We start from the raw sequence: 24,989 nt of genomic DNA on the forward strand, positions 1-24,989 counted from the left end.
GGCGGGTCTGAACCCTGCCTCTCGGTCCGGTCTGAAGCGTTGTCCAGCCGCGGCAACAAATTGCAACAAACAAAACGCCCCCCCCCCCGCACATCTTGCCCCTTGAAATTCTCCGTAGCCTGCAACATCTTGTGCGAGCTGCAACGCGCGTTTTCGCTTACCATAATGCAAAGGCGCGCGTCTTGCCCAGGATCGAACCAACCATAAAAAGATATTATTCCCATGAAAACCAATTTCTCTGCTGGTAGCAAAACCTTGTCGGCGCTGATGGTCAGCGCGGGTATCCTGTTCGCTCCCGCCGTGCTGGGCCTGGCACCCGTGCAGGCCGCGGCCCCGTCCGTGGCAGGCCTGCCCGACTTCAGCGACATGGTCGACAAGGTCGGCCCCGCCGTCGTCAATATCCGCACCACCGAACGCCTCCGGATGCGCGACGACGGCATGCCGGACCAGGACGAGATGCAGGAATTCTTCCGCCGCTTCTTCGGCGGCCAGATGCCGACCCCGCGCGGCGAGCAGCGCGTGCCCCGGGGCAACCGTCGTGCCGTGCCGCAGGAGCAGGAAGTGCAGCGGGGCGTCGGTTCGGGCTTCATCACGTCGGCCGACGGCTACGTGCTGACCAATGCCCACGTCGTGGCCGGTGCCGACGAGGTGTACGTCACCTTGACCGACAAGCGCGAATTCAAGGCCAAGGTACTGGGTTCGGACGTCAGCACCGACGTGGCCCTGCTGAAGATCGACGGCACCAAGCTGCCGGCCCTGGCGATGGGCGACCCGTCGAAGATCCGCGTGGGCGAGTGGGTGATCGCCATCGGTTCGCCGTTCAACCTGGAAAACACCGTCACGGCCGGCATCATTTCCGCCAAGTCGCGCGACACGGGCGAGTACCTGCCCCTGATCCAGAGCGACGTGGCCGTCAACCCGGGCAACTCGGGCGGCCCCCTGATCAATATGCGCGGCGAAGTCATCGGCATCAACTCGCAGATCGCCACCTTGTCCGGCGGCTACAACGGCATTTCCTTTGCCGTGCCGATCGACGAGGCCATGCGCGTGGCCGACCAGCTGAAGAAAACCGGCAAGGTCACGCGGGGCCGCATCGGCGTGTCCGTCGGTGAAGTCAGCCGCGAAGTGGCCGAATCGCTGGGCCTGAAGGGTGCTCGAGGCGCCGAAGTGTCGCAGGTGGAGCCGGGCGGTCCGGCCGCCAAGGCAGGCCTGAAGCCGGGCGACATCATCGTCAAGTTCAACGGCACGGAGATCAACAAGTCGTCCGACCTGCCGCGCCTGGTGGGCAACACGACGCCGAACAGCAAGGCAACCATCACCGTCTGGCGCACGGGTTCGATGGTCGACCTGCCCGTCACCGTCGTCGAGCGCGAATCGGACCAGCCGACCGTGGCCGGCAGGGGTGGACCGAGCAAGCCGAAGGCCGAAGGGGCCGCCAACGCGCTGGGCTTCAGGGTCAGCGACCTGAGCGCTGCCGAGAAGAAGGAGCTGGGCGTGGCCGGCGGCGTCAAGGTCGAGGCCACCGAAGGCGTGGCGGCCGGCGCGGGCCTGCGCCAGGGCGACATCCTGCTGCAGCTGAACAATGCGGCCATCGTCGACGCCAAGCAGTTTGCCGCGCTGGTGGCCAAGCTCGATCCGAAGAAGCCGTCGGTCGTGCTGGTGCGCCGTGGCGATACGTCGCAGTTCGTCTCGCTTCGGCCGACGGCACGCTGATCGCTGACCGACCACGGGGCGGCGGGAATGGGGCCGCCGCCTTTTTTTCGCCCCTGCACCGATGATTCCACATTTCACCCTGTACTCCCGCAGCTACTGCCACTTGTGCCAGGACATGCTGGACGCCCTGAATGCGCTGCGCACGCCCGAGCTGCCGTTTACCGTCGACGTCATCGACGTCGATGCCGATCCGGCCCTGGTGGCCCGCTTTGACGAGCTGGTCCCGGTGCTGTTCGCCGACCTTGCGCAGCCCGAGCTGTGCCATTACTTCCTCGACGAGGCGCGTGTGCGCGCCGTGCTGGCCGGCTGATCCTTTACAGATTTGCATGTTTTCCCCCGTGTGCCGTCAGAATTCGGGCTTTCCCCTCTGAAATCCGGTAAAATGCCGGGGGTTCTCCTAGCTTTCGTTTCCCGGGCGGGTCGCCCGGACCGGCTTGCGCGATGTGTCCGTACAGCGGAAGGCGCGTGCCGCCGTGCCCGCACAGGTGTTCGAGGTTCTTCAAAGCGCTCGCCAGGGCTCCCGCCCAGAGCGCTTTTTGTATTGCTGTCGTCTGATACGTTTTTAATTTAATGAACAACATTCGCAATTTTTCCATCATCGCCCACATCGACCACGGCAAGTCCACCCTGGCTGACCGCATCATCCAGCTGTGCGGCGGCCTGTCCGACCGCGAGATGGAATCGCAAGTGCTCGATTCGATGGACCTGGAACGCGAGCGCGGCATCACGATCAAGGCCCAGACGGCGGCGCTGAAATACAAGGCGCGCGACGGCCAGGTCTACAACCTGAACCTGATCGACACCCCAGGCCACGTCGACTTCTCGTACGAAGTGAGCCGCTCGCTGTCGGCCTGCGAAGGCGCGCTGCTGGTGGTCGACGCGTCGCAGGGCGTGGAAGCGCAGACGGTGGCGAACTGCTACACGGCGCTGGACCTGGGCGTCGAAGTGGTGCCCGTGCTGAACAAGATCGACCTGCCCAACGCCGACCCGCCCAATGCCATCGCCGAGATCGAGGACGTGATCGGCATCGAGGCCGGCGACGCCGTGCACTGCTCGGCCAAGACGGGCTTCGGCGTGGAAGACGTGCTCGAATCGATCATCGCCAAGGTGCCGGCGCCGAAAGGCGATCCGGACGCACCGTTGCAGGCCCTGATCATCGACTCCTGGTATGACGCCTACGTGGGCGTCGTCATGCTGGTGCGGGTTGTCAACGGCACCATGAAGCCGAAGGAAAAGATCCGCCTGATGGCGACCGACTCCGTGCAGCTGGTCGAGGACATCGGCATCTTCTCGCCGCGCTCCGTTTCGCTGCCGCAGCTGTCGGCCGGCCAGGTGGGTTTCGTCATCGCCGGCATCAAGGAGCTGAAGGTAGCCCGCGTGGGCGACACGATCACGTCGGCCACCAAGCCGGCCGAAGCGCCGCTGCCGGGCTTCAAGGAAGTGCAGCCGCAGGTGTTCGCCGGCCTGTTCCCCGTCGAGGCCAACCAGTACGACGCGCTGCGCGACTCGCTGGAGAAACTGAAACTGAACGACGCCGCCCTGATGTACGAGCCGGAAGTGTCGCAGGCGCTGGGCTTCGGCTTCCGCTGCGGCTTCCTGGGCCTGCTGCACATGGAAATCGTGCAGGAGCGCCTGGAACGCGAGTTCGACATGGACCTGATCACGACGGCACCGACCGTCGTGTACGAAGTCGAACGCCGCGACGGCACCATCATGAACGTCGACAATCCGTCGCGCATGCCGGACCCGTCGCACATCACGGAAGTGCGGGAACCGATCGTCACGGTCAACCTGTATATGCCGCAGGAATATGTCGGCTCCGTCATCACCCTGTGCATCGCCAAGCGCGGCCTGCAGCTGGACATGGCCTACCACGGCCGCCAGGTCAAGCTGGTGTATGAGATGCCGATGGCCGAGATCGTGCTGGACTTCTTCGACAAGCTGAAATCGACCTCGCGCGGCTACGCCTCGATGGACTATGAGTTCAAGGAATACCGCGCCGCCGACGTCGTCAAGGTCGACATGCTGATCAACAGCGAGAAGGTCGACGCGCTGGCCATCATCGTGCACCGCTCGAACGCGCCGTACCGCGGCCGCGCCGTGGCGGCCAAGATGCGCGAACTGATCCCGCGCCAGATGTTCGACGTGGCCATCCAGGCCGCCATCGGCTCGAACATCATCTCGCGCGAGAACGTCAAGGCGCTGCGCAAGAACGTGCTGGCCAAGTGCTACGGCGGCGACATCTCCCGCAAGAAGAAACTGCTGGAGAAGCAGAAGGCCGGTAAGAAGCGCATGAAGCAGGTGGGTTCCGTCGAGATCCCGCAAGAGGCATTCCTGGCAATTCTTCAAGTGGAAGAGAAATGACACTGCAAAGCATCCTGGGCAATTTCGCGCTGATCCTGTTCGTCCTGATGGTCGTGACGGGGATCATCTGGGTCCTGGACTTGGTCGTGCTGTCGAAACAGCGCCGCGCCGCCGCCGACAAGGCGCTGGCCGACTACGATGCCCGCACGGCCAAGCTGACGGCCGACGGCATCAAGCTCGACAGCAACACGGCCAGCCGTTCGCAGATCGAGGCGGCCTTGCTGCGCCAGCCGACGTGGATCGAGTATTCGGGCAGCTTCTTCCCCGTCATCGCGCTGGTGTTCTGCCTGCGCTCGTTCCTGTACGAGCCGTTCAAGATCCCGTCGTCGTCGATGGTGCCGACCCTGCTGGTGGGCGACCTGATCCTCGTGAACAAGTTCACCTACGGCATTCGCCTGCCCATCATCAACCAGAAGATCGTCCAGCTGAACGATCCCCAGCGGGGCGACGTGATGGTGTTCAAGTATCCGATGGACATGAGCCAGGACTACATCAAGCGCGTCGTCGGCGTGCCTGGTGATAAGATCACCTACGAGAACAAGAAACTGACCGTCAACGGCAAGCCCATCAGTTATGCCGCGCAGGACGATTACCTGGACGACGAAAGCCTCGTCTACAAGAAGCAGTTCAAGGAAAACCTGTCCGGCGTCGAGCACCGCATCCTGAACGACGACCGGGCACCGACCTTGAACTACGGCGACGTGCGCGACTTCCCGAACAAGGAAGCGTGCACCTACAGCTCGGAAGGCTTCACGTGTGTCGTGCCAGCTGGCAACTACTTCATGATGGGCGACAACCGCGACAACAGCGCGGACAGCCGCTACTGGGGTTTTGTGCCTGACAAGAATATCGTTGGCAAGGCCGTCGCCGTGTGGATGAACCTGTCCAACCCGCGCCGGATCGGCGCCATCCACTAAGGAGCGGCAATGCAAGGGTCAATCCGGAACCGGGCCGGCGCACAGCGCGGCATCTCCCTGGTGGGCCTGATCGTCGTGCTGGCCGTGCTCGGTGTGCTGGGCTTGCTGGCCATGCAGGTCGCGCCCACCTATGTGGAGTACCGCGCCATCAAGGGCGCCATTGCCAAGGCCAAGACGGCCGGCACGACACCGCAGGAAATCCGCGCCTCGTTCGACCGCAGCGCCGAGGCCAACTATATTTCCTCGATCACGGGCCGCGATCTGTCGGTCGAGCGCGTCGATGGCGAGATGGAAGTGTCGTTCGCCTACGACCGCAAGATCCACCTGGTGGGCCCGGCCAGCCTGCTGCTCGAATACAGCGGCTCGACCGCGAGGAACGGACCCGCCCCCGCAGTGGCGGGCGCCGACAAGGCGCAATGACAGGAACCCGATCATCGATGAATTTACAGTTATTGCAAACACGGCTAGGCCACACGTTCCAGGATGCTGGCTTGCTGCAGCAGGCCCTGACACATCGCAGCCACAGCAGTTTGCATAACGAACGCCTGGAGTTCCTGGGCGACTCGATCCTGAACTGCGTCGTGGCCGCCATCCTGTACGAACGCTACAACGCCATCGACGAGGGCGACCTGTCGCGCCTGCGCGCCAACCTCGTCAAGCAGCAGTCCCTGTTCGAAATCGCCCAGAAGCTGGAGCTGTCGCAGTTCCTGCGCCTGGGCGAGGGCGAACTGAAGTCGGGCGGCTTCCGCCGCCCGTCGATCCTGGCCGATACGCTCGAAGCCCTGCTGGGCGCCGTCTTCCTCGATGCCGGCTTCGATGCGGCCGCCCGGACCATCCGCGCCTTCTACATCCCCATCCTCGATTCCGTGGACCCGCGTACCCTGGGCAAGGATGCCAAGACCCTGCTGCAGGAATTCCTGCAAAGCAAGAAGATCTCGCTGCCGCTGTACAACGTCGTCGCCACCCACGGCGCCGCGCACAGCCAGGAATTCGAGATCGAATGCCTGGTGCCGAAACTGGGCATCCAGGTCTACGGCCGGGGCGGCAGCCGCCGTGCCGGCGAACAGGCGGCGGCCAAGCTGGCGCTGGAAGTGGCCGAAACGGCCATGCAACGAGCGCCCGCCGCCGCCCGCAAGAGCAAGCCCCGCGCCGCCCAGCTGAAGCTGGCGGGCATCGCCACGGTCCAGAACGACCCCCCGGCGGAAACAAAGCTCGCCAACAAATAAACCGAGATTCACACCATGACAGACGCACCCACCACCGCGGCATTTCGCTGCGGCTATATCGCCATCGTCGGCCGCCCGAACGTGGGCAAATCGACGCTGATGAACACGCTGATCGGCGCCAAGGTCAGCATCACGTCGCGCAAGGCCCAGACGACGCGTCACCGCATCACCGGCATCCAGACCGTGCCCGACGCCCAGTTCATCTACGTCGACACGCCCGGCTTCCAGACGCGGCACGCCAATGCGCTGAACAAGACGCTGAACAAGACCGTCACCAACACGCTCGACTCGTCGGACGTGATCCTGTACCTGGTCGAGGCGGGCACCTTCGGCCCGGCCGACCAGCAGGTGGTGGACCTGCTGCCGAAAAACGTGCCGGTGATCCTGGTGATCAACAAGTCCGACCGGGTCAAGGACAAGGCCGTGCTGCTGCCGTTCGCCCAGCAGGTGGCGGCCAAGTTCGACTTCGCCGCCGTCGTGCCCGTATCGGCCAAGCTGCGCTTCCAGCTGGACGGCCTGCAGAACGAAATCAAGCGCTTCCTGCCCGAGAACGCCCCCGTCTTCGGCGAGGACGACATCACGGACCGCAGCGAGAAATTCCTCGCCTCCGAAATCGTCCGTGAAAAGCTGTTCCGCTTCGTCGGCGACGAACTGCCGTACACCAGCACGGTGCTGATCGAGAAATTCGAACAGGAAGGCAACCTGCGCCGCGTCTTCGCCGCCATCCTCGTCGAACGGGACGGCCACAAGGCCATGATCATCGGCAACAAGGGCGCCCGGCTGAAGGAAGTGTCCAGCCAGTCGCGCCTGGACATGGAGCGCCTGTTCGGCGGCCCGGTCTACCTGGAGATCTGGGTCAAGGTCAAATCCGGCTGGGCCGACAACGAAGCCGGCCTGCGCGCCTACGGCTACGAATAAAGCCACGATGCGGAAACGCGGCAAGACGGTTGAGGCCGTGTCCACTATTCGCACTCTGGGGGCGGAGCAGGGGTTCCGGGAGGCATCGCTTCCCGCCTGCGCAGCGGGTGATGGCATCCAGGCCATCACCCCTGCAGACCCCGACATAGACACGAGCTCGGCCGTTCATTCATCCAGTCCCACTGCTGTCGGGACCGTGTCCACGTCGGGGTCTGACCCCATTGTGGACACGGACCCGGCCTTGGAAGCGCATCAGCAAGGTGTCGCCTATGCCGTAGTGGCCGAGCCCGTGTCGCGATCCGTGCCTGGAGAGGTGATGGCCGGCATGCCATCACCCGCTACGCCGGCGGAAAGCGATGCTTCCCGAAACCCCGGCTCCACCCCCGAGGTCGCCAGCACCGATGTCGCTATTGCCGAGGCCGTGTCCACCGTGGGGTCAGACCCCGACAAGGACACGGCCTCCGCAGTAGCCACCGCCCCCACACCCATCCCACCCCCCACCCAGGTGCGCCGGCGCGCGGCGCCCCGTACCGCCGGCACGCGGGTGCAGGGCCAGCCGGCCTTCGTGCTGCACAGCTATCCGTACAAGGAAACCAGCCTCATCGTCGAATTGCTGACGCGCGACTTCGGCCGCGTGGCGCTGATCGCGAAAGGGGCCAAGCGGCCGCACTCGCAGTTGCGGGGCGTGCTGCAGACCTTCCAGCCCCTGTCGGCCAGCTGGACCGGCAAGAACGAGCTGCGCACCCTGACGGACGCGGACTGGGTCGGCGGCATGCTGCCGCTGGAGAAGACGGCGCTGCTGTGCGGCTTCTACCTGAACGAGCTGCTGGTGAAACTGCTGGCGCGCGACGATGCCCACCCGGTGCTGTTCGATCACTACGTCGCCACCCTGAACCAGCTGGCCCACCTGGAGCCGCCCCCCATCGTCTTGCGAAAGTTCGAAACGGCCCTACTTAAGGAGACGGGCGTGGCCGCCGACCTGACGCGCTGCACGGCCACGCGCACGCGCGTGCTGGCCGAGGTACAGTACGTGGTGGAGCCCGAGCGCGGGCCCCGTCCCGTGCGCGAGGACGATGCGGCGCCGCGCGTGTCCGGCAAGACGCTGCTCGACATGGAGCGCGAGGACTACCAGGATGCCGCAACCCAGGCGCAAAGCAAGCAGCTGATGCGCTTCCTGCTGGCCTACCACCTGAACGGCACGCCGCTGAACACCCGCCAGATTCTTATCGACCTGATGCAACTGTAGAGAACAACAACATGAGCTACCTGCACCCCGCCTGCCCCGTCATCGACCTGGGCGTCAATATCGACCACGTCGCCACGTTGCGCAACGCGCGCGGCACGGCCTATCCCGACCCGATCCGCGCGGCCTTGCTGGCCGAGCAGGCCGGTGCCGACTGCATCACCCTGCACCTGCGCGAAGACCGCCGCCACATCAAGGATGCCGACGTGATTGCGCTGGCGCCGCAGCTGATGACGCGCATGAACCTGGAAGCGGCCGTGACGCAGGAGATGATCGATTTCGCCTGCCGCATTCGCCCGGCCGACGTCTGCCTGGTGCCGGAAAAACGCACCGAGATCACCACGGAAGGGGGCCTCGACGTCGTGCGCTTCCACGCCGAGGTGGCGGCCGCCGTGAAGCAGCTGCAGGGCGAGGGCATTCGCGTGAGCCTGTTCATCGATGCGGACGAGGCGCAGATCGCCGCCGCCGCCGATGTCGGCGCGCCCGTCATCGAACTGCACACGGGTGCCTACGCGGACGCCGAAGGCGAGGCCCAGCTGGCCGAGCTGGAACGCATCAAGCGGGGCGTGCGCTGGGGCGTACAGCAGGGCCTGAAGGTCAATGCGGGCCACGGCCTGCATTACACCAACGTGCAGGCCATTGCCGCCATTCCCGATATCGCGGAGCTGAACATCGGCCACGCCATCGTCGGCCATGCCGTGTTCGTCGGCTGGGAGAATGCCGTGCGCGAGATGAAGGCCATCATGGTGTCGACCCGGCTCGGAGCGCGATGATCCACGGCGTCGGCACGGACATCTGCAAGATCCCGCGGATCGCGCAAGCCCTGGCGCGCCACGGCGAGCGCTTCGCGCAGAAGATCCTCGGGCCGCAGGAAATGGCGGTGTACCGCGCGCGCGCCGCAGGCCATCCGACGCGGGGCGTGCGCTATGTCGCCACCCGCTTCGCCGCCAAGGAAGCGCTGTCGAAGGCCCTGGGCATCGGGCTGCGCGCGCCGATGACGTGGCCCGCCGCGCAGCTGCTGAACGCGGACAACGGCAAGCCCGAATTCGTCTGCGGGGGCGCGCTGCTGCAGTACCTGGAACAGAACCGGCTGACGGTGCAGGTCTCCGTCAGCGATGAAGAGGATTACGCGGTCGCTTTCGCGATCGTGGAGCAGGCAAGCGAATGACCGAACCGACGCAAGACTCCGTACCGCAAGCCGCACCGGTGCCGCCCGTGGTGAACAAGCCCACGCGCGAAGAGGTGCTGGCCACCGTGGCCAAGCTGCCGAACCTGCCGGGCGTGTACCGCTATTTCGACGCCGACGACAAGGTGCTGTATGTCGGCAAGGCGCGCGACCTGAAGAAGCGCGTATCGAGCTACTTCCAGAAGAACCATTCGAGCCCGCGCATCGCCATGATGGTCGAACGCATCGCCCGGCTGGAGACGACGGTCACGCACAGCGAGGCCGAGGCGCTGATCCTTGAAAACAACCTGATCAAGTCGCTGCAGCCCCGCTTCAATATCCTGTTCCGCGACGATAAATCGTATCCCTACCTGAAGCTGACGGGCGAGGACGTGCCGCGCATGGCCTACTACCGGGGCGCGGTCGACAAGAAGAACCAGTACTTCGGGCCGTTCCCGTCGGCGTGGGCCGTGAAGGAATCGATGCAGATCCTGCAGCGCGTGTTCATGCTGCGCACCTGCGAGGACAGCGTCTACCAGAACCGCACGCGCCCGTGCCTGTTGCACCAGATCGGCCGCTGCAGCGCGCCGTGCGTGGGCGCGATCCAGCCCGAGGAATACCGCACGGACGTCAACAACGCCGCGCGCTTCCTGCGCGGCCGCACCAGCGAAGTGATGGAGGAGCTGGAGAAGAAGATGCACGGCTTCGCTTCCGACCTGAAGTTCGAGCAGGCCGCCGGCGTGCGCAACCAGATCCAGGCCCTGTCGAAGGTGCTGCACCAGCAAAGCATGGAAACCACGGGCGACGCCGACGTCGACATCATCGCCGTGGTGGTGCAGGGCGGACGCGCCTGCGTCAACCTGGCCATGGTGCGGGGCGGGCGCCACCTGGGCGACCGCGCCTACTTCCCCACCCACGTGATGGATGCCGAGGCCGTGGCCGAGCAGTCGATCGACGTCGAGGTGCTGGCCGCCTTCCTGGTCCAGCACTACACGGAAAAGTACATCCCCGGGGTGCTGATCCTGAACATCGAGTTCGACCAGCCGGAATTGATGATCGCCCTGCAGCAGCAGTGCGGCCACCGCATCAACCTGTTGTTCCAGCCGCAGGGCCAGCGCCGCCAGTGGCTGGAGCTGGCGCAGAAGGGCGCCGAGATCTCGCTGGCGCGGCTGCTGTCGGAACAGGGCTCGCAGCAGCTGCGCACGCGCGCGCTGGTCGATGCACTGGGCATCGAGACGGACGATATCGAAACCTTGCGCGTCGAGTGCTTCGACATCAGCCACACGCAGGGCGAGGCCACGCAGGCTTCCTGCGTCGTGTTCCATCACCACCAGATGCAGAACGGCGAATACCGCCGCTACAACATCAACGACATCACGCCGGGCGACGATTACGCCGCCATGCGCCAGGTGCTGACGCGCCGTTACGAGAAGGTGGCCAATGGCGACGGCGTCATGCCCGACATCGTGCTGATCGACGGCGGCAAGGGCCAGGTCGAGATGGCGCGCCAGGTCTTCGTCGAACTGGGGCTGGACATCGGCCTGATCGTCGGCGTGGCGAAAGGGGAGGGCCGGCGCGTGGGCCTGGAGACGCTGGTCTTCGTCGACGGCCGCGCACCGCAGGAACTGGGCAAGGAATCGGCGGCCCTGATGCTGGTGGCGATGATCCGCGATGAAGCCCACCGCTTCGCCATCACGGGCATGCGCGCCAAGCGCGCCAAGACGCGCCAGACGTCGAGCCTGGAAGAGATCGAAGGCATCGGCGCCAAGCGCCGCCAGCGTCTGCTGGCCCGTTTCGGCGGCCTGCGCGGCGTCGTCAATGCCAGCGTGGAGGACCTGATGTCGGTGGAGGGCATATCCGGCAAGCTGGCCGAAGAGATCTACCGTCGTCTCCATTGAAACGCGCATGGCGTTGTTGCGACGCCTTGCCGTACCAAAGGTGCTGTCCGCGGCCCCGGCACTTAAATTCCCCCTAACGAATCGTGCTTGCTGGCATTAGGCCCTGCGGCAGGGTAGACTAGCGGCGCGTTATAACAATTCCTACACTCCGCCGTCTCTATGCCCTTTAACATTCCGATTCTCCTGACCTGGCTGCGCGTTGCGCTGATTCCCCTGGTCGTGGGCGTGTTCTACCTTCCCGCCGCCTGGCTGCCGCTGGAAGACCGCAACCTGGCTGCCACCCTCGTCTTCATCGTTGCCGCCGTCACCGACTGGTTCGACGGCTTCCTGGCGCGCCGCTGGAACCAGACGTCGGCCTTCGGCGCCTTCCTCGACCCCGTCGCTGACAAGCTGATGGTGGCCGGCGCCTTGCTCGTGCTCGTGCAGCTCGACCGCTGCAACGCCATTCTCGCCTTCATCATCATCGGCCGCGAAATCACCATCTCGGCGCTGCGCGAATGGATGGCGCAACTGGGCGCGTCGAAATCCGTGGCGGTGAACTCCATCGGCAAGATCAAGACGGCGGCGCAGATGACGGCCATTCCTGCGCTGCTGTACTACGACGTCGTGCTGGGCGCGCTGGACACACGCTACTGGGGCGAGAAACTGCTGTGGCTGGCGAGCGTGCTGACGGTGTGGTCCATGCTGTATTACCTGCGCAAGGCCTGGCCATTGATCAAGGAAAAAGCCGGTACCTTGGATTAACAATAGTGTTGCACTTGACAGCCCAGCTGTATGGTCTATAATGCTGGCCTGTTGTTGATGACGACGCAGCAAAGAAACAGTAGTTGCAGCGAAGCGGGAGTAGCTCAGTTGGTAGAGCGCAACCTTGCCAAGGTTGAGGTCGAGAGTTCGAGACTCTTCTCCCGCTCCAAAAAGTTGTCAAACATTCGCTGGGCATTGTGAGATGTTTCTGCGATAATGCGGTTCCTGAAATGCGGGAGTAGCTCAGTTGGTAGAGCGCAACCTTGCCAAGGTTGAGGTCGAGAGTTCGAGACTCTTCTCCCGCTCCAGTCGACAGGCTGGCAGCGTAATAAAAGCAGTAAAAGAAAGCTCCGATGCGGGAGTAGCTCAGTTGGTAGAGCGCAACCTTGCCAAGGTTGAGGTCGAGAGTTCGAGACTCTTCTCCCGCTCCAAGAATTCAAGGACGCCAGCGGTTAACCGCGCTGGCCTCTGGTAGTAACAGTTTCCTCTGGCGAGGTAGCAAAGCGGTTATGCAGCGGCCTGCAAAGCCGTCTAGGTCGGTTCGACTCCGATCCTCGCCTCCAGGTTTTTTGGTGTAGTCGATACTCCACGCGGGAGTAGCTCAGTTGGTAGAGCGCAACCTTGCCAAGGTTGAGGTCGAGAGTTCGAGACTCTTCTCCCGCTCCAATATAAAGAAGGGCAGCCGATGTGGCTGCCCTTTTTGCATTCCACCCCACTTGTCGGGAACGCTCGCGTGAACCTTTCCTCCGCTCCCGTCCTTACTGCCAGCCCGCGCCAGCTGGTCGCGCCGGCAGCGTTGGCGCGGCAGGGGTGGGACGCCGGCAGCCTGCTGCTCGAAGTGGGCTGCAACGGCCACGCGCAGTTCTGCGCCGCCCATATTCCCGGTGCCGCCTATCTCGACACGAATACGCTGGAAACGCCGCCCCTGTTCAACAAGGTGCCGGATGCGGCGCTGCTGGCCGTGCTGCTGGCGCACGGCATCCGCCACGACACGAGCGTCATCCTGTATGGCCGCAATCCGCTGGCGGCGGCGCGCGCAGCCCACCTGATGCTGTATGCGGGCGTGCGCGACGTGCGCCTGCTGGACGGTGGCCATGCCGCCTGGTGCGCCGAAGGCCATCCGCTCGCCGCCGGGCCGGGCCGCCAGCCCGAGGGTATCGACGATTTCGGTGTGCCGTTCCCGGGCCGCCCGGACTTCCTGATCGGTACCGCGCAGGCGAAAGCGCTGCTGGCGCGGCCCGATGGCGTGCTGGCCAGCATCCGCACGTGGAGCGAATACAGCGGCGCCACCTCCGGCTACAGCTACATCAGCGCGCGGGGCGACATCGCCGACGCGCGCTGGGGCAGGGCTGGCCGGGAAGGGGACGTCAACAGCATGAGCGCCTACCAGGGGCCGGACGGGCGCATGCTGCCCGGCGCGGCGATCGAGGCCATGTGGCGCGAGGCCGGCATCCATGCGGGCCTGGAGACGGCCTTCTATTGCGGCACGGGCTGGCGCGCCTCGCTGGCCTTCTACCACGCCTGGCTCCTGGGCTGGCCCCGCATCGCCGTGTACGACGGCGGCTGGTACGAGTGGAGCAGCGACCCGGCCAACCCGGTGCGGCGCGGCCCGCCTTAGCTTCTTGTCATGACCGCGTCATGCGGCCGTCCTAGACTGCAGGGCCCTTGAATTCCCGTTAACGCCCATGCATCCATTTTCCCGTTCGTCCCTGACCACCCTGGCCGGTGCCGCCTTGCTGGCCCTGAACCTGACCGCCTGCGGCGGCGATGGTCCCGTCGGTTCCGAGGCCGTTTCCGTCCCCACCCTGATTGGCTTCGCCAGCCTGCCGGCCGACTCGTACGTGGAAGGGCCGTCCTCCGGCCAGTACATCAGCGGCGCCGACTACGCCAGCGCCACCGGCACCCATGGCTACACGCTGCCCTTCGTGAACAAGCAGCCCATGCAGGGCTTCTCGGCGCTGGCCCAGGGCCCCGTGCCCGGCTGCTTCTACCTGATGCAGGACAATGGTTTCGGCAGCAAGCCGGCCTCGCCGAACGCGCTGCTGCACGTGTATGCCGTCAAGCCTGACTGGGTCACGGGCAAGGTGGCGCCCGCGCAGTTCACCACCTGCGACAATGCCGCCGCCTTCGACACGACCGCCTTCATGCGCCTGCGCGACCCGGACCGCAAGCTGGGCTTCGCCATCGTTGCCGACGGCGCCAACTACCCGGGCATCACCAACGGCGGTGCCACCTTGCCGGTCGACCCGTCGATCAAGTCCGGCCGCCTGCTGACGGGCGGTGACCTCGACCTGGAATCGATGGTCGTCGACGCCGACGGCAATTTCTGGTTCGGTGACGAATTCGGCCCCTACCTCGTCAAGACGGACCGCAGCGGCAAGGTGCTGGCCAGGGCCGTGCCGCTGCCCAATACGCTCAAGCTGGGCGGCAACCCGCTGGTGCAGTCGCCCAGCAATCCCGAGCTGGGCACGGCCACCCCCAACCTGCCCAACTCCGGCGGCTTCGAGAGCATGACGATCGACCCGGCCCGCAAGCGCATCTACACCTTGCTGGAAAAGGACCTCGTCACCGACACCGACCCGCAGCGCCGCATCCTGAACGTGTTCGACATCGCCGCCAACGCCTACCTGCCGGTGGCCTATTCCTACCGTGTCGGCAGCGGCAGCTACGTCAACGCGGCCGGCGCGACGGTCAGGGAAATCTTCTCCGTCAACGACATCACGGCGATCAACGACCATGAATTCCTCGTGGTGGAAAAAGACCGGGGTGCGGGCGATGCGCGGGCCGGCTTCCCTGCCAGCGGCGCGGACCGGGTGGCGGCACGGGTCAAGAAGGTCTACAGGATCGACTTGAACAAGGTCGGCGCCGACGGCTACCTGGTCAAGGAAGAAGTGGTAGACCTGATGAAGATCGCCGACCCGCGCAAACTCGCCGGCAGCGCCACCATCGACGGCATCTTTACCTTCCCGATGGAGTGCGTGGAGGCGGTGCGCATCGTCGACCGCTTCACCCTGATGCTGGTGAACGACAACAACTATCCGGGCGGCAGCGGCTCGCGCAAGCGCAACCGCCCGGACGACAATGAGTTCATCCTCGTGCGCCTGCCGGTGCCGCTGAACCTGTAGCCGGCGGATTTCACCGGCGCCTTTGGTGAGTTTCGCAATTGCCGGAAGCCCGCGCCGCCCGCCACAATGGGCGGGGAGGTAGCGCATGAAGAAAGTTTTCGTATCAATCGCCGCGGCAAGCCTCGCGCTGGCCTGCACGGCGGTAGCGGCACCCACGGTAGCGACCACCGGCGGCACCGTTGCCAGCCTGGCGATGGCCGACGGCAGCACGATCTATTACGGCATCCCGTATGCCGCCGCGCCGACCGGCCCGCTGCGGTGGAAGCCGCCCGCGCCAAGGCCCGCCTGGCAGGGCGTGCTCGACGCCAGCGCCATGGCGCCGGCCTGCGTGCAGGCCGATATCGGCTGGAACAAGGATTTCGTCGCCAATGCGCGCGAGGACTGCCTGACCGTGTCGCTGCGCGCGCCCGCTCCCACACCGGGGCGAGCCTTGCCGGTGCTGGTCTACTTCCATGGCGGCTCGAATGCGGCGGCCGGCGCCGGCAGCCTGGCTGACGATGCACTGCACCGCGAGGGCATCGTCGTCGTCAAGCCCCAGTACCGCCTGGGCGCCTTCGGGTTCCTGGGGCTCGATGCCTTGCGCGCCGAGGACCCGCACGGGTCCGCCGGCAACTACGGGCTGCTGGACCAGATCGCCGCGCTGCGCTGGGTGCGCGCCAATATCGCCGCCTTCGGGGGCGACCCCGGCAACGTGACGATCTCCGGCAATTCGGCCGGCGCCACGGACGCCCTGTTCCTGACCCTGTCGCCGCTGGCGCGGGGGCTGTTCCAGCGCGCCATCCTGCAGGCACCGGCACCGGGCGCGCCCCGCACGCCCGCCCAGGTTGACGCCATCGGCAATGCGCTGCTGGAGCGCCTGAAGCTGCCGCGCGGCGCGGCCGGCCTGGCGCGGCTGCGCGCGCTGCCTTTTGACGCCATCAACGGGGCGGCCCAGAACCTGCCAACGCCCGCCGGCGTCGACCCCAGCTTCCTGTGGGAGCAGCAGGACGTCGACGGCCACGTGCTGCCGCTGCCGTATGCCCAGGCCTACCAGGCCGGGGCAGGGCGGGATATCGCCATCCTCATCGGCAGCAACACGCAGGAGCTGGGCGCCGAACGCCGGGCCGACACGGCACCGGCACTGGTCCGCGCCGCCTTCGGCCGCCACGCCGACGCGGCGCTTGCCTTGTATGGATACCGCGAGGGAACAGTACCCGCATCCGACCCGGTGCTGGGCAGCATGCCGACGCAGCTCGTCACGGACGCCTGGTTCCGCTGCCCCGCGCACTGGCTGGCACGGCAGATGGGGCAGGCCACGCCCGCCGCATCGTCCATCTGGCGTTACCAGTTCGGCTTCGGCGCCCCCGGCACGGGCAAGCCGCCAGAGCACACGTCCGAGATGGGCTACGTGTACCGCGCCGTGCCGGCCGACAGCCGGGCCGCCGAGTGGCCGCCTTTGCAGCGCTACTGGGCCAACTTCATCCGCACGGGCGACCCGAACGGCCCCGGCCTGTCGCACTGGCCCGCTACTGGCGTCAATGACATGCTGCTGTCGATCGAACCTTCCGGCATCGAAGCGGTGGCCGATCCGCGCGGCGCCCTGTGCGCCTTGCTGTACCGGGACCGTGATTACCCGGGTTCGCCGGCGCTGCCGGAATAGCCCGGCCACAAAAAAACGCATTCACCGCGCATCGAACGTCTCCCATGACGAATGGCACATGCGCCGCCCTCCCGGGTTCCCTACACTAGCGCCGCGATGCCGCCGGATGGTCCGGCGGCACGCCTGTGAAAGGAACTCCATGAAACGCTCCATTTCGTTTGCTTCGCTGCCGGCCCTGGCCCTGGTCCTGGGCATCACGTGCCACGCTTCGGCCGCGCTGGCGCAAGCCTACGGCGGCATCGCCGTCGGCAACCAGGGCAAGCAGCGCTGGATCGAACCTTCCGGCGCGGTGCACAAGCCGAGCGAGCGGGAATTGCCCGTCCTGGCCTACGGCGGCTACCGCTTCGACGAGGCCTGGGCACTGGAAGGGGGCTTCGGCCGCATGACGGACGCCGAATTCGCCACCTCCGGCGGGCGTGCGTCGGCCGATTCGAAACTGGCCTACATCGCCGTCAAGCGCAGCTTTGCCATCGGCGAGCGCCTGGGCTGGTACTTCAAGGGCGGCATCGCGAACAATACCCTGCGCATCGACGGTCCAGCGGGCCTGCATGAGAAGAACGACAGGACGCGCCTGATGGGCGCCGTCGGGTTGGACTACCGCATCACGCCGAACGTGGTGGCCGTGGCCGAGGTGGCGGCCTACGGCAGGGTGCGCACGCCGAAGGCCAGCATCGCGCACAACCTGCTGCAACTGGGCCTGCGCTTCGATTTCTGAGCGTGTCGCGGCGCTCTGCTGCCCGCCGTCAGATGCATTCCAGTTCGATCCCCCGCAGTACGGCGCGCACGCGGTCGCGCACGCCCAGTTTGGACAGGATGCTCGACACGTGGTTCTTCACCGTGCCTTCGCTGGAACCCAGGCTGGCCGCGATCTCGCCGTTCGACAGGCCCGCCGCCATCAGCGCCAGGATCTCCGTCTCGCGCGCCGTCAGTACCGCCGTCGGCTGATGCCGTCCCTCGCGTTCGAACGAGGCGCGCGTGCGCTCGGTCAGCGCCGGCCGGAACAGCGTGGCGCCGCCCGCCACGGCGCGAATGCCGTCGGCCAGGCGCTCCAGCGAGATATCTTTCAGCAGGAAGCCGCGCGCGCCCAGGCGCATCGCCTCGAACAGCGCGTCGTCGTCGTCGAAGGTGGTCAGCATGATCGTCGGCGGCAGGGCCAGCGCGGGGTTGCGCAGCAGGTCGATGCCGCCGCAGCCGGGCATGCGCACGTCGAGCAGCAACAGGTCGACAGGGGTATCGGCCAGCTTGCGCGCTGCATCGATGCCGTCCGCCGCTTCCCAAGCGACGCGGATATCGTCCGTCAAGTCGAGCAGGCCCCTGATGCCGCTGCGTACCAGCATCTGGTCGTCCACCAGCGCCACGCGAATCATGCCGGCACCCCGGCCCGGGGCACGCGCAATTCCAGCACGAAGCCGCGGGGCGCGGCGGGGCGGTGCAGTTCGCCGCCGACTTCCGCTAGGCGCTCGCGCATGCCGCGCAGGCCATTGCCTTCGGTGGCCGGCCGGCCGTGGCCGTCGTCGGCGATGCGCGCCACGGTCATGTTGCCGACGCTGGTCAGCTCAACCGTCAGCCGGCTGGCACCGGCATGGCGCAGCGTATTCGTCACGGCTTCCTGGATGCAGCAGAACAGCGCATGGGCGACGGTGGCCGGGTGAAGCGACGCAGCAGCGTCGATGTGCAGCTCGGTGCGCAAGGTGGGCAGTCCCGCGCACAGCATGCGCACGGCTTCGGCCAGGTCGACCGACTGGTCCTGGCGCGTCTGGCTGACGACGCCGCGCACCTGGGCCAGCAGGCTAGTGCCGATCTGCCTTGCCGTCGCCAGCGAAGCAGGCGGCGCGCCAGCCGCGCCGGCCTGCCGCGTGGCCAGGTCCAGGTGCAGGTTCAGCGCCGTCAGGTGGTGGCCCATGGTGTCGTGCAGGTCGCGCGCGATGCGCATGCGTTCGGCGCCGCGCACCGTTTCGCCAAGCAGCGACTGGGTCGCCAGGATCTGCGCGTGGGCCGAGGCCAGCGCCAGGCGCATGCGGCGCTCGCGCAGCACCAGGCGGCCGAACAGGAAGGCCGCCGCCAGCACGGTGCGTTCCAGCGACAGGTAGGCCAGCATCGACCATTGCGGCGACGCCTTCACGCGCCCGGCCATGTCCAGCACGAGGAAGACGTCGACCAGCACGCCCAGCAGGTACTGGGCCGCCAGCCAGGCCAGGCCGGCGCGCAGCGGCAGCAGCATCGCCAGCTGGGCCGCCAGCAGCACATGCAGGGGCAGGGCGTCGAGCACCGTCACGCAGGCCAGTTGCCCGGCCAGCATCGCCGTGCGCCGTCCCGGTGCCGCCGTGCGGCAGGCGCCGGCCACGCACACCGTCATCAGGCCGACGAGCACGGCCTTCGCCAGTGCATACGGCACAAAAGCCGCCAGCAGTGGTGCCGCATCCCGGCCCGTCACCGGCGCGCCGCTGCCCCAGGTGGTCACGGACAGCACGGCCAGGCCAACGGGGTTGTGCAGGGGCGTGTGGCCGGCGCCGCTTGCCAGGATGGCGGCGATATGCAGGCTGGAAAAGAGCGCCGCCGTGGCGACGGCGAAGCTCCAGGGAGGAAGGTTGAAGATGCGATGCGGCGCTGGCATTGTCGATCTCGCGATTGGCGGGATGGGCATTGTATGCCAGCACCGGCCGATGCAGGCAGTGCCATTGGTCATGGCACCACGCGCCGCTACACGCCTTTCGACAGCCCCAGCGCCTCGGCCACCTGCTGGCGCAGCAGGAACTTCTGGATCTTGCCCGTCACCGTCATCGGAAAGGCGTCGACGAAGCGGATGTAGCGGGGGATCTTGTAGTGGGCGATCTGTCCGCTGCAGAAGGCGCGGATCTCGTCCTCGTCCGCCGACATGCCGGGCCGGACCACGATGCAGGCGCACAGCTCCTCGCCGTACTTCTCGTCGGGCACGCCCACGCACTGCACGTCCAGCACTTTCGGGTGGCGGTACAGGTACTCCTCCACTTCGCGCGGGTAGATATTCTCGCCGCCGCGGATCACCATGTCCTTCGAGCGGCCCACGATGGTGGCGAAGCCTCCCTCGTCGATGACGGCCAGGTCGCCCGTGTGCATCCAGCCGGCCGGATCGATGGCCTCGCGGGTGCGTTCCTCGTCGCCCCAGTAGCCCAGCATGACGGAGTAGCCCCGCGTGAGCAGCTCGCCCGTCACGCCGCGCGGCACGATGCGTCCGGCGGCGTCGACGATCTTCACTTCCAGGTGTGGATGCACGCGCCCGATGGTCGACACCCGCAGCGCTTCGGGATCGTCGACAGCACTCTGGAAACTGACGGGCGACGTCTCCGTCATGCCGTAGGCGATCGTGATTTCGCTCATGTGCATGCGCCCGATCACGCGGCTCATCACCTCGGCCGGGCAGGGCGAGCCGGCCATGATGCCCGTGCGTAGCGTGGACAGGTCGTAACGGGCGAAGTCGGGGTGGTCGAGCAGGGCGATGAACATCGTGGGCACGCCGTGCAGGCCCGTGCAGCGTTCGGCCTGCACCGTCTCCAGCACGGCCTTGGGCTCGAAGCCCTCGCCGGGGAAGACCATCGTCGCGCCGTGCGTCACGCAGGCCAGGTTCCCCAGCACCATGCCGAAGCAGTGGTACAGCGGCACGGGAATGCACAGGCGGTCCGCGCTCGTGAGGCGCATGGCCTCGCCGACGAAGAAGCCGTTGTTCAGGATATTGTGGTGGGTCAGGGTGGCACCCTTGGGCGCGCCCGTGGTGCCGGAGGTGAACTGGATATTGACGGCGTCGTCGAACTGCAGCTCGTCCTCCAGTTCGCTCAGCCGGTCCAGCTGGGCCGCATCGGGCGCGGCCAGCAAGGTATCGAAGTTGCGCATGCCTTGTGTGGCCTCGCTGCCCAGGCGGATCACGTGGCGCAGCGCCGGCAGCCTGGCCGAGCGCACGATGCCGTCCCTTGCCTGGCGCAGTTCCGGTACGACGTCCTGCACCATCGCCAGGTAGTCGCTGGACTTGAAGGCGGGCGCCAAAATCAGCGCGCTGCACTGCACCTTCTCCAGCACGTATTCCAGCTCCGAGCGACGGTAGGCCGGGTTGATATTGACGAGGACGAGGCCGGCCCGGGCCGTGGCGAACTGCACCAGCACCCACTCGGCGCAGTTCTGCGACCAGATGCCGATCCGCTCGCCCGGCGCCAGCCCGAGCGCCAGCAGGCCGGCCGCGACGGCCGTCACTTTCGCGTCGAATTCGGCATACGTCCACCGGATGCCCTGGTGGGGCACGACCAGCGCTTCGTTGCTGCCGTGGCGGGCGGCGATGCCGGCCAGGTGGCGGCCGATGGTGGCGCCGATCAGGGGCACGTCGTGCGCGCCGTGGACATAGCTGGGTGTTTGGCTTTTCTGTTGTTGCATGGTGTCTCCTGCATTTTTATGGTGGCTTGCGCCGCCAGCCTAGCACCATGGCGCGCCGCTTGCCAACGCCGGGCCATCGTTACTTGCATAAGTGAATCTGATGATTTTTCCTGGCAACAGACTCGACAAGAAACGCAATCGCCGCCGTTGGTTTTCGCAATTGCGGCCGGACCCTTGTGTAAGCAAAATGCAACAAAGCCCGCTACGGCACCAGATAGCCTTACATAACTTTACAATGGTGCAACTCGGAGTGAGGGGAGACAATATGCTGAGAACGCACCGCATCGCGCTGCTCTTCAATGCCAATAAGATTTTCGACCGCGAAGTCATCACGGGAATCGCCGCCTACCTGGCCAGTACGCGCACGGCCTGGGATCTGTTCCTGGAAGAGGACTTCCGGCTGCGCCTGTCCGGCATCGAGCAGTGGCAGGGGGACGGCATCATCGCCGACTATGACAATCCGCAAGTGGCCGACGCGCTGGCGGCCTGCCGCGTGCCTGTCGTCGCCGTCGGCGGGTCGTACGACAGCCCGGCCGATTACCCGGCCGGCGTGCCCTACGTGGCGACGGATAACTTCAAGCTGATCAAGCTGGCCTACGATCACCTGATCGAGGCGGGCCTGCGCAACCTGGCGATGTTCAGCCTGCCCGAAGCGCAGGAGAATCGCTGGGCGCAGGAGCGCGAGAAGGGCTTCTGCCACCTGATGCGGCGCGACAAGCTGGAGCCGGAAATCTACCGCGGCCAGTGCACCAGCGCCCCCCTGTGGAACGAGGCCGTGGAGCAGCAGATCGCCTGGCTGCACAGCCTGCCCAAGCCGGTCGGCATCATCGCCGTCACCGATGCGCGCGCCCGCCAGCTGCTGCAGGCGTGCGCGCTGGCCGGCATCGAGGTGCCCGAGCAGGTGGCCCTGATCGGCATCGACAACGATCCGCTGGCGCGCATGCTGACCCGCATTCCGATGAGCTCCGTGATCCAGGGCGCCGAGGAGATGGGCCGCACCGCCGCCCACCTGCTGGACCAGATGCTGCACGGCGTGCGCCTGGCCGACACGCGCATCCTGGTGCCGCCGGCCGGCATCAACGTGCTGGCGTCGAGCAAGCACGAACGGGCCAAGCATCCGCATGTGATGCGGGCGCGCCACTTCATCCGCCAGTACGCCTGCCAGGGCATCAAGACCGACCAGGTGGCCGACTACGTGGGCATCTCGCGCTCGACGCTGGAATGCTACTTCCGCCAGGAGCTGGGCTGCTCGGTGCACGACGAGATCCTGCGCCTGCGGCTGGAGGCGGCCATCGGCTTCCTCGACCGGGGCGACTGCAACCTGACGGACGTGGCCATCAAGTGCGGCTTCACGTCCAGCCAGTACATGCATTCCGTGTTCAAGCGCGAGCTTGGCTGCACGCCGCGCGCCTACCAGGAGCGGGCCCGCAGCAACGCGCCGGCACTGGGCCTGCCCCCGTTGGGCATACCCGATCTACAAGCCTGAAAGCCCAAGGTCATGAACTTCAAATCAGCACCGACCCTCCCCATGGCATGCGCCGATACCCAGCTGTTCACCCTGCGCAATGCCCTCGGCATGCGCGTGACGGTCAGCGAGCGGGGCGCCGCGCTGGTGTCGTGGTGGGCACCGGACCGTTACGGCCGCATGGCCGACGTCCTGCTGGGCTACCCCAGCGACGCGCAGTACCTGCACAATCCCGCCTACTTCGGCGCCATCATCGGGCGCTGGGCCAACCGCATCGCGGCCGGGCGCTTCACCCTGGACGGGCGCACCGTGCAGGCCGACGTCAACGACCGCGGCAACCACCTGCACGGCGGCGAGGCCGGTTTCCACTGCGCCCAATGGCGCGGCGTGATGGCGCACGGCGGCCTGACCTTGCGCCACGTGTCGCCGGACGGGCAGGGCGGCTTCCCCGGCAACCTGGAAGTGCAGGTGTTCTACCAGCTCGACGACGACGGCTGCCTGTCCATCGAATACCAGGCCACGTCCGACGCGCCCACGCCCGTGAACCTGACGTCGCACCCGTACTTCAACCTGAACGGCGGCAGCGGCGACGTGGGCGACCACATGCTGCAGATCGACGCGGATTACTACCTGCAGATCGACCCGGCCGGCATTCCCGTGGGGCGCATGGCGGTGGGCGGCACGCCGTTCGACTTCCGCCAGCCGGCCGCCATCGGCCCGCGCCTGCGCTGGCCGGACGCGCAGATCCGGCTGGCCGGCGGGTTCGACCACTGCTACTGCCTGTCCGACGACATTCCCGGCGGCGCCAACTCGCTGCGCACGGTGGCGCGCGTGTACGACCCGGGCTCGGGCCGCCAGCTGCAGGTGGCCACCACCGAGGCGGGCCTGCAGTTCTACAGCGGGAACTGCCTGGAGGGCGTGCAGGGCCGCAGTCGCCAGCCCTACGCCCGCCACGACGGCTTCTGCCTGGAGGCGGGCGCCTATCCGGACCAGCTGAACGGCCAGCACGCGGCGGCCGTCATCCTGCGCCCGGGCCAGGTGTACCGCCAGACCACGGTCTACCGGCTGTCGCTGCAGTGCTGATCACATCACCAACAAGGAGACAAGGCATGAAAAAACTACTCGGCGTACTCGTTTCGGCATCGGTCCTGTTAATGAGCAGCGGGCCGGCCAGCGCGGATGCGAAGAATCCGAAGATCGGCTTTTCCATCGACGACCTGCGGCTGGAACGGTGGGCACGCGACCGCGACTACTTCGTGGCCGCCGCCGGCCAGCTGGGCGCCAAGGTCTATGTGCAGTCGGCCGACGGCAGCGAGCAGAAACAGATCGCCCAGATCGAGAACCTGATCGCGCGCGGCGTCGATGCCATCGTCATCGTGCCGTACAACGCCACGGTGCTGGGCAATGCCATCAAGGAGGCGAAGAAGGCCAAGATCAAGGTGATCTCCTACGACCGGCTGGCGCTGAACGCCGACCTGGACGCCTACATCTCGTTCGACAACAAGGCAGTGGGCGAAATGCAGGCGCGCGCCCTGGTCGAACGGGCACCGAAGGGCAATTACTACCTGCTGGGCGGCGCGCCGACGGACAACAACGCCAAGATGCTGCGCGAGGGCCAGCTGGCCGTGCTGCAGCCGCTGGTGGACAAGGGCGCCATCAAGATCGTCGGCAAGCAGTGGGTCAAGGACTGGAGCCCGGCCGAGGCGATGACGATCGTCGAGAACGCGCTGACGGCCAACGGCAACAAGATCGACGCGCTGGTGGCCTCGAACGACGCCACCGCCGGCGGCGCGATCCAGGCGCTGGCGGCGCAGAAGCTGTCGGGCAAGGTACCCGTCTCCGGCCAGGATGCCGACCTGGCGGCCGTACGCCGCGTCGTCGCCGGCACCCAGGCCATGACGGTCTACAAGCCCCTGAAGGCCATCGCCGGCGAAGCGGCCAAGCTGGCCATCCAGCTGGTACGCAACGAAAAGCCCGCTTTCAACGCCCAGTATGACAACGGTTTCAAGAAAGTCGACACGGTGCTGCTGAAACCGACACCGCTGACGAAAGCCAATGTCGACCTGCTCGTCAAGGACGGCTTCTACACCAGCGCGCAACTGGCCGGCAAGTAAGCGCCCGGCTTGCCCGAAACGTCAGCCGAATCCGGGACAGTCCCGGAAAAATCGGGGACT

At 66.3% G+C, this 24,989-nt stretch carries 22 protein-coding genes and 5 tRNA genes; 24 read left to right on the top strand and 3 right to left on the bottom strand.

Features of this window, described 5'->3' with window-relative positions:
• The first annotated feature begins 222 nt into the window (after positions 1–222).
• The 21 genes from GM672_RS07050 to GM672_RS07150 all read left to right on the top strand — a co-directional run bounded on the left by GM672_RS07050 (position 223) and on the right by GM672_RS07150 (position 17,667).
• A complete protein-coding gene (locus GM672_RS07050) occupies positions 223–1,713 on the top strand; it encodes a DegQ family serine endoprotease (RefSeq protein WP_155469826.1) in 1,491 nt (496 codons plus the stop codon).
• 61 nt (positions 1,714–1,774) lie between these two features.
• Positions 1,775–2,023 (top strand): glutaredoxin family protein, encoded by a 249-nt coding sequence (locus GM672_RS07055; RefSeq protein ID WP_155469827.1) that lies wholly within the window; start codon positions 1,775–1,777, stop codon positions 2,021–2,023.
• A 260-nt stretch (positions 2,024–2,283) separates the two neighbouring features.
• Entirely contained in the window at positions 2,284–4,077 is a 1,794-nt protein-coding gene (gene lepA / locus GM672_RS07060) for a translation elongation factor 4 (RefSeq protein WP_155469828.1), read from the top strand.
• The gene (lepB, locus tag GM672_RS07065; RefSeq protein WP_155469829.1) at positions 4,074–4,994 is read left to right on the top strand and encodes a signal peptidase I; all 921 of its coding nucleotides are present in this window, start codon (positions 4,074–4,076) and stop codon (positions 4,992–4,994) included. The genes lepA and lepB overlap by 4 nt, the downstream gene beginning before the upstream one ends.
• Before the next feature lie 9 nt (positions 4,995–5,003).
• Positions 5,004–5,414 carry a DUF4845 domain-containing protein gene (locus GM672_RS07070; protein ID WP_155469830.1) on the top strand — a complete coding sequence of 137 codons (411 nt, stop codon included), beginning with the start codon at positions 5,004–5,006 and terminating at the stop codon, positions 5,412–5,414.
• Positions 5,415–5,431: 17 nt separating this feature from the next.
• Complete coding sequence (gene rnc / locus GM672_RS07075; RefSeq protein WP_155469831.1) at positions 5,432–6,220, top strand: ribonuclease III; 789 nt, start codon at positions 5,432–5,434, stop codon at positions 6,218–6,220.
• A 15-nt stretch (positions 6,221–6,235) separates the two neighbouring features.
• A complete protein-coding gene (gene era, locus GM672_RS07080) occupies positions 6,236–7,138 on the top strand; it encodes a GTPase Era (protein ID WP_155469832.1) in 903 nt (300 codons plus the stop codon).
• A gap of 325 nt (positions 7,139–7,463) precedes the next feature.
• Positions 7,464–8,384: a DNA repair protein RecO gene (gene recO / locus GM672_RS07085; RefSeq protein ID WP_155469833.1), complete on the top strand. Its 921-nt coding sequence runs from the start codon at positions 7,464–7,466 to the stop codon at positions 8,382–8,384.
• An 11-nt stretch (positions 8,385–8,395) separates the two neighbouring features.
• Complete coding sequence (gene pdxJ / locus GM672_RS07090) at positions 8,396–9,154, top strand: pyridoxine 5'-phosphate synthase (RefSeq protein WP_155469834.1); 759 nt, start codon at positions 8,396–8,398, stop codon at positions 9,152–9,154.
• The gene (acpS, locus tag GM672_RS07095; protein ID WP_155469835.1) at positions 9,151–9,549 is read left to right on the top strand and encodes a holo-ACP synthase; all 399 of its coding nucleotides are present in this window, start codon (positions 9,151–9,153) and stop codon (positions 9,547–9,549) included. Before pdxJ ends, acpS begins: the two co-directional genes overlap by 4 nt.
• Entirely contained in the window at positions 9,546–11,444 is a 1,899-nt protein-coding gene (gene uvrC / locus GM672_RS07100; RefSeq protein ID WP_155469836.1) for an excinuclease ABC subunit UvrC, read from the top strand. The genes acpS and uvrC overlap by 4 nt, the downstream gene beginning before the upstream one ends.
• 159 nt (positions 11,445–11,603) lie before the next feature.
• Positions 11,604–12,188 (top strand): CDP-diacylglycerol--glycerol-3-phosphate 3-phosphatidyltransferase, encoded by a 585-nt coding sequence (pgsA, locus tag GM672_RS07105; RefSeq protein WP_155469837.1) that lies wholly within the window; start codon positions 11,604–11,606, stop codon positions 12,186–12,188.
• Positions 12,189–12,281: 93 nt separating this feature from the next.
• Positions 12,282–12,357 (top strand) — tRNA-Gly (locus GM672_RS07110).
• Positions 12,358–12,420: 63 nt separating this feature from the next.
• A tRNA-Gly gene (locus GM672_RS07115) sits at positions 12,421–12,496 on the top strand.
• A gap of 47 nt (positions 12,497–12,543) precedes the next feature.
• A tRNA-Gly gene (locus GM672_RS07120) sits at positions 12,544–12,619 on the top strand.
• Between the two features lie 58 nt (positions 12,620–12,677).
• Positions 12,678–12,751 (top strand) — tRNA-Cys (locus tag GM672_RS07125).
• A 27-nt stretch (positions 12,752–12,778) separates the two neighbouring features.
• A tRNA-Gly gene (locus GM672_RS07130) sits at positions 12,779–12,854 on the top strand.
• Between the two features lie 67 nt (positions 12,855–12,921).
• Complete coding sequence (locus tag GM672_RS07135) at positions 12,922–13,806, top strand: sulfurtransferase (protein ID WP_229427673.1); 885 nt, start codon at positions 12,922–12,924, stop codon at positions 13,804–13,806.
• 67 nt (positions 13,807–13,873) lie between these two features.
• The gene (locus GM672_RS07140; RefSeq protein WP_155469839.1) at positions 13,874–15,313 is read left to right on the top strand and encodes an esterase-like activity of phytase family protein; all 1,440 of its coding nucleotides are present in this window, start codon (positions 13,874–13,876) and stop codon (positions 15,311–15,313) included.
• A gap of 85 nt (positions 15,314–15,398) precedes the next feature.
• The gene (locus tag GM672_RS07145) at positions 15,399–16,952 is read left to right on the top strand and encodes a carboxylesterase/lipase family protein (RefSeq protein WP_155469840.1); all 1,554 of its coding nucleotides are present in this window, start codon (positions 15,399–15,401) and stop codon (positions 16,950–16,952) included.
• A gap of 139 nt (positions 16,953–17,091) precedes the next feature.
• Positions 17,092–17,667: an outer membrane beta-barrel protein gene (locus GM672_RS07150; RefSeq protein ID WP_170299961.1), complete on the top strand. Its 576-nt coding sequence runs from the start codon at positions 17,092–17,094 to the stop codon at positions 17,665–17,667.
• A 28-nt stretch (positions 17,668–17,695) separates the two neighbouring features.
• Here GM672_RS07150 and GM672_RS07155 read toward each other — a convergent pair whose 3' ends face one another.
• The 3 genes from GM672_RS07155 to GM672_RS07165 all read right to left on the bottom strand — a co-directional run bounded on the left by GM672_RS07155 (position 17,696) and on the right by GM672_RS07165 (position 21,350).
• The gene (locus tag GM672_RS07155; RefSeq protein WP_155469842.1) at positions 17,696–18,319 is read right to left on the bottom strand and encodes a response regulator; all 624 of its coding nucleotides are present in this window, start codon (positions 18,317–18,319) and stop codon (positions 17,696–17,698) included.
• Entirely contained in the window at positions 18,316–19,566 is a 1,251-nt protein-coding gene (locus tag GM672_RS07160) for a sensor histidine kinase (protein WP_170299962.1), read from the bottom strand. The genes GM672_RS07155 and GM672_RS07160 overlap by 4 nt, the downstream gene beginning before the upstream one ends.
• Before the next feature lie 86 nt (positions 19,567–19,652).
• Positions 19,653–21,350, bottom strand: a complete 1,698-nt coding sequence (locus tag GM672_RS07165; RefSeq protein ID WP_155469844.1) for an AMP-binding protein — start codon at positions 21,348–21,350, stop codon at positions 19,653–19,655.
• A gap of 265 nt (positions 21,351–21,615) precedes the next feature.
• Here GM672_RS07165 and GM672_RS07170 point away from each other — a divergent pair, with 265 nt between their 5' ends.
• The 3 genes from GM672_RS07170 to xylF are packed head-to-tail and all read left to right on the top strand — an operon-like array spanning position 21,616 to position 24,929.
• Positions 21,616–22,836: a XylR family transcriptional regulator gene (locus GM672_RS07170; RefSeq protein WP_155469845.1), complete on the top strand. Its 1,221-nt coding sequence runs from the start codon at positions 21,616–21,618 to the stop codon at positions 22,834–22,836.
• Between the two features lie 12 nt (positions 22,837–22,848).
• On the top strand, positions 22,849–23,898 hold the full coding sequence (locus GM672_RS07175) for an aldose epimerase family protein (protein ID WP_229417591.1): 1,050 nt from the start codon (positions 22,849–22,851) through the stop codon (positions 23,896–23,898).
• A 26-nt stretch (positions 23,899–23,924) separates the two neighbouring features.
• A complete protein-coding gene (gene xylF / locus GM672_RS07180; protein WP_155469846.1) occupies positions 23,925–24,929 on the top strand; it encodes a D-xylose ABC transporter substrate-binding protein in 1,005 nt (334 codons plus the stop codon).
• Positions 24,930–24,989: the final 60 nt, after the last annotated feature.

The organism is Pseudoduganella buxea, assembly GCF_009720835.1.
Lineage (GTDB): Bacteria > Pseudomonadota > Gammaproteobacteria > Burkholderiales > Burkholderiaceae_D > Rugamonas > Rugamonas buxea.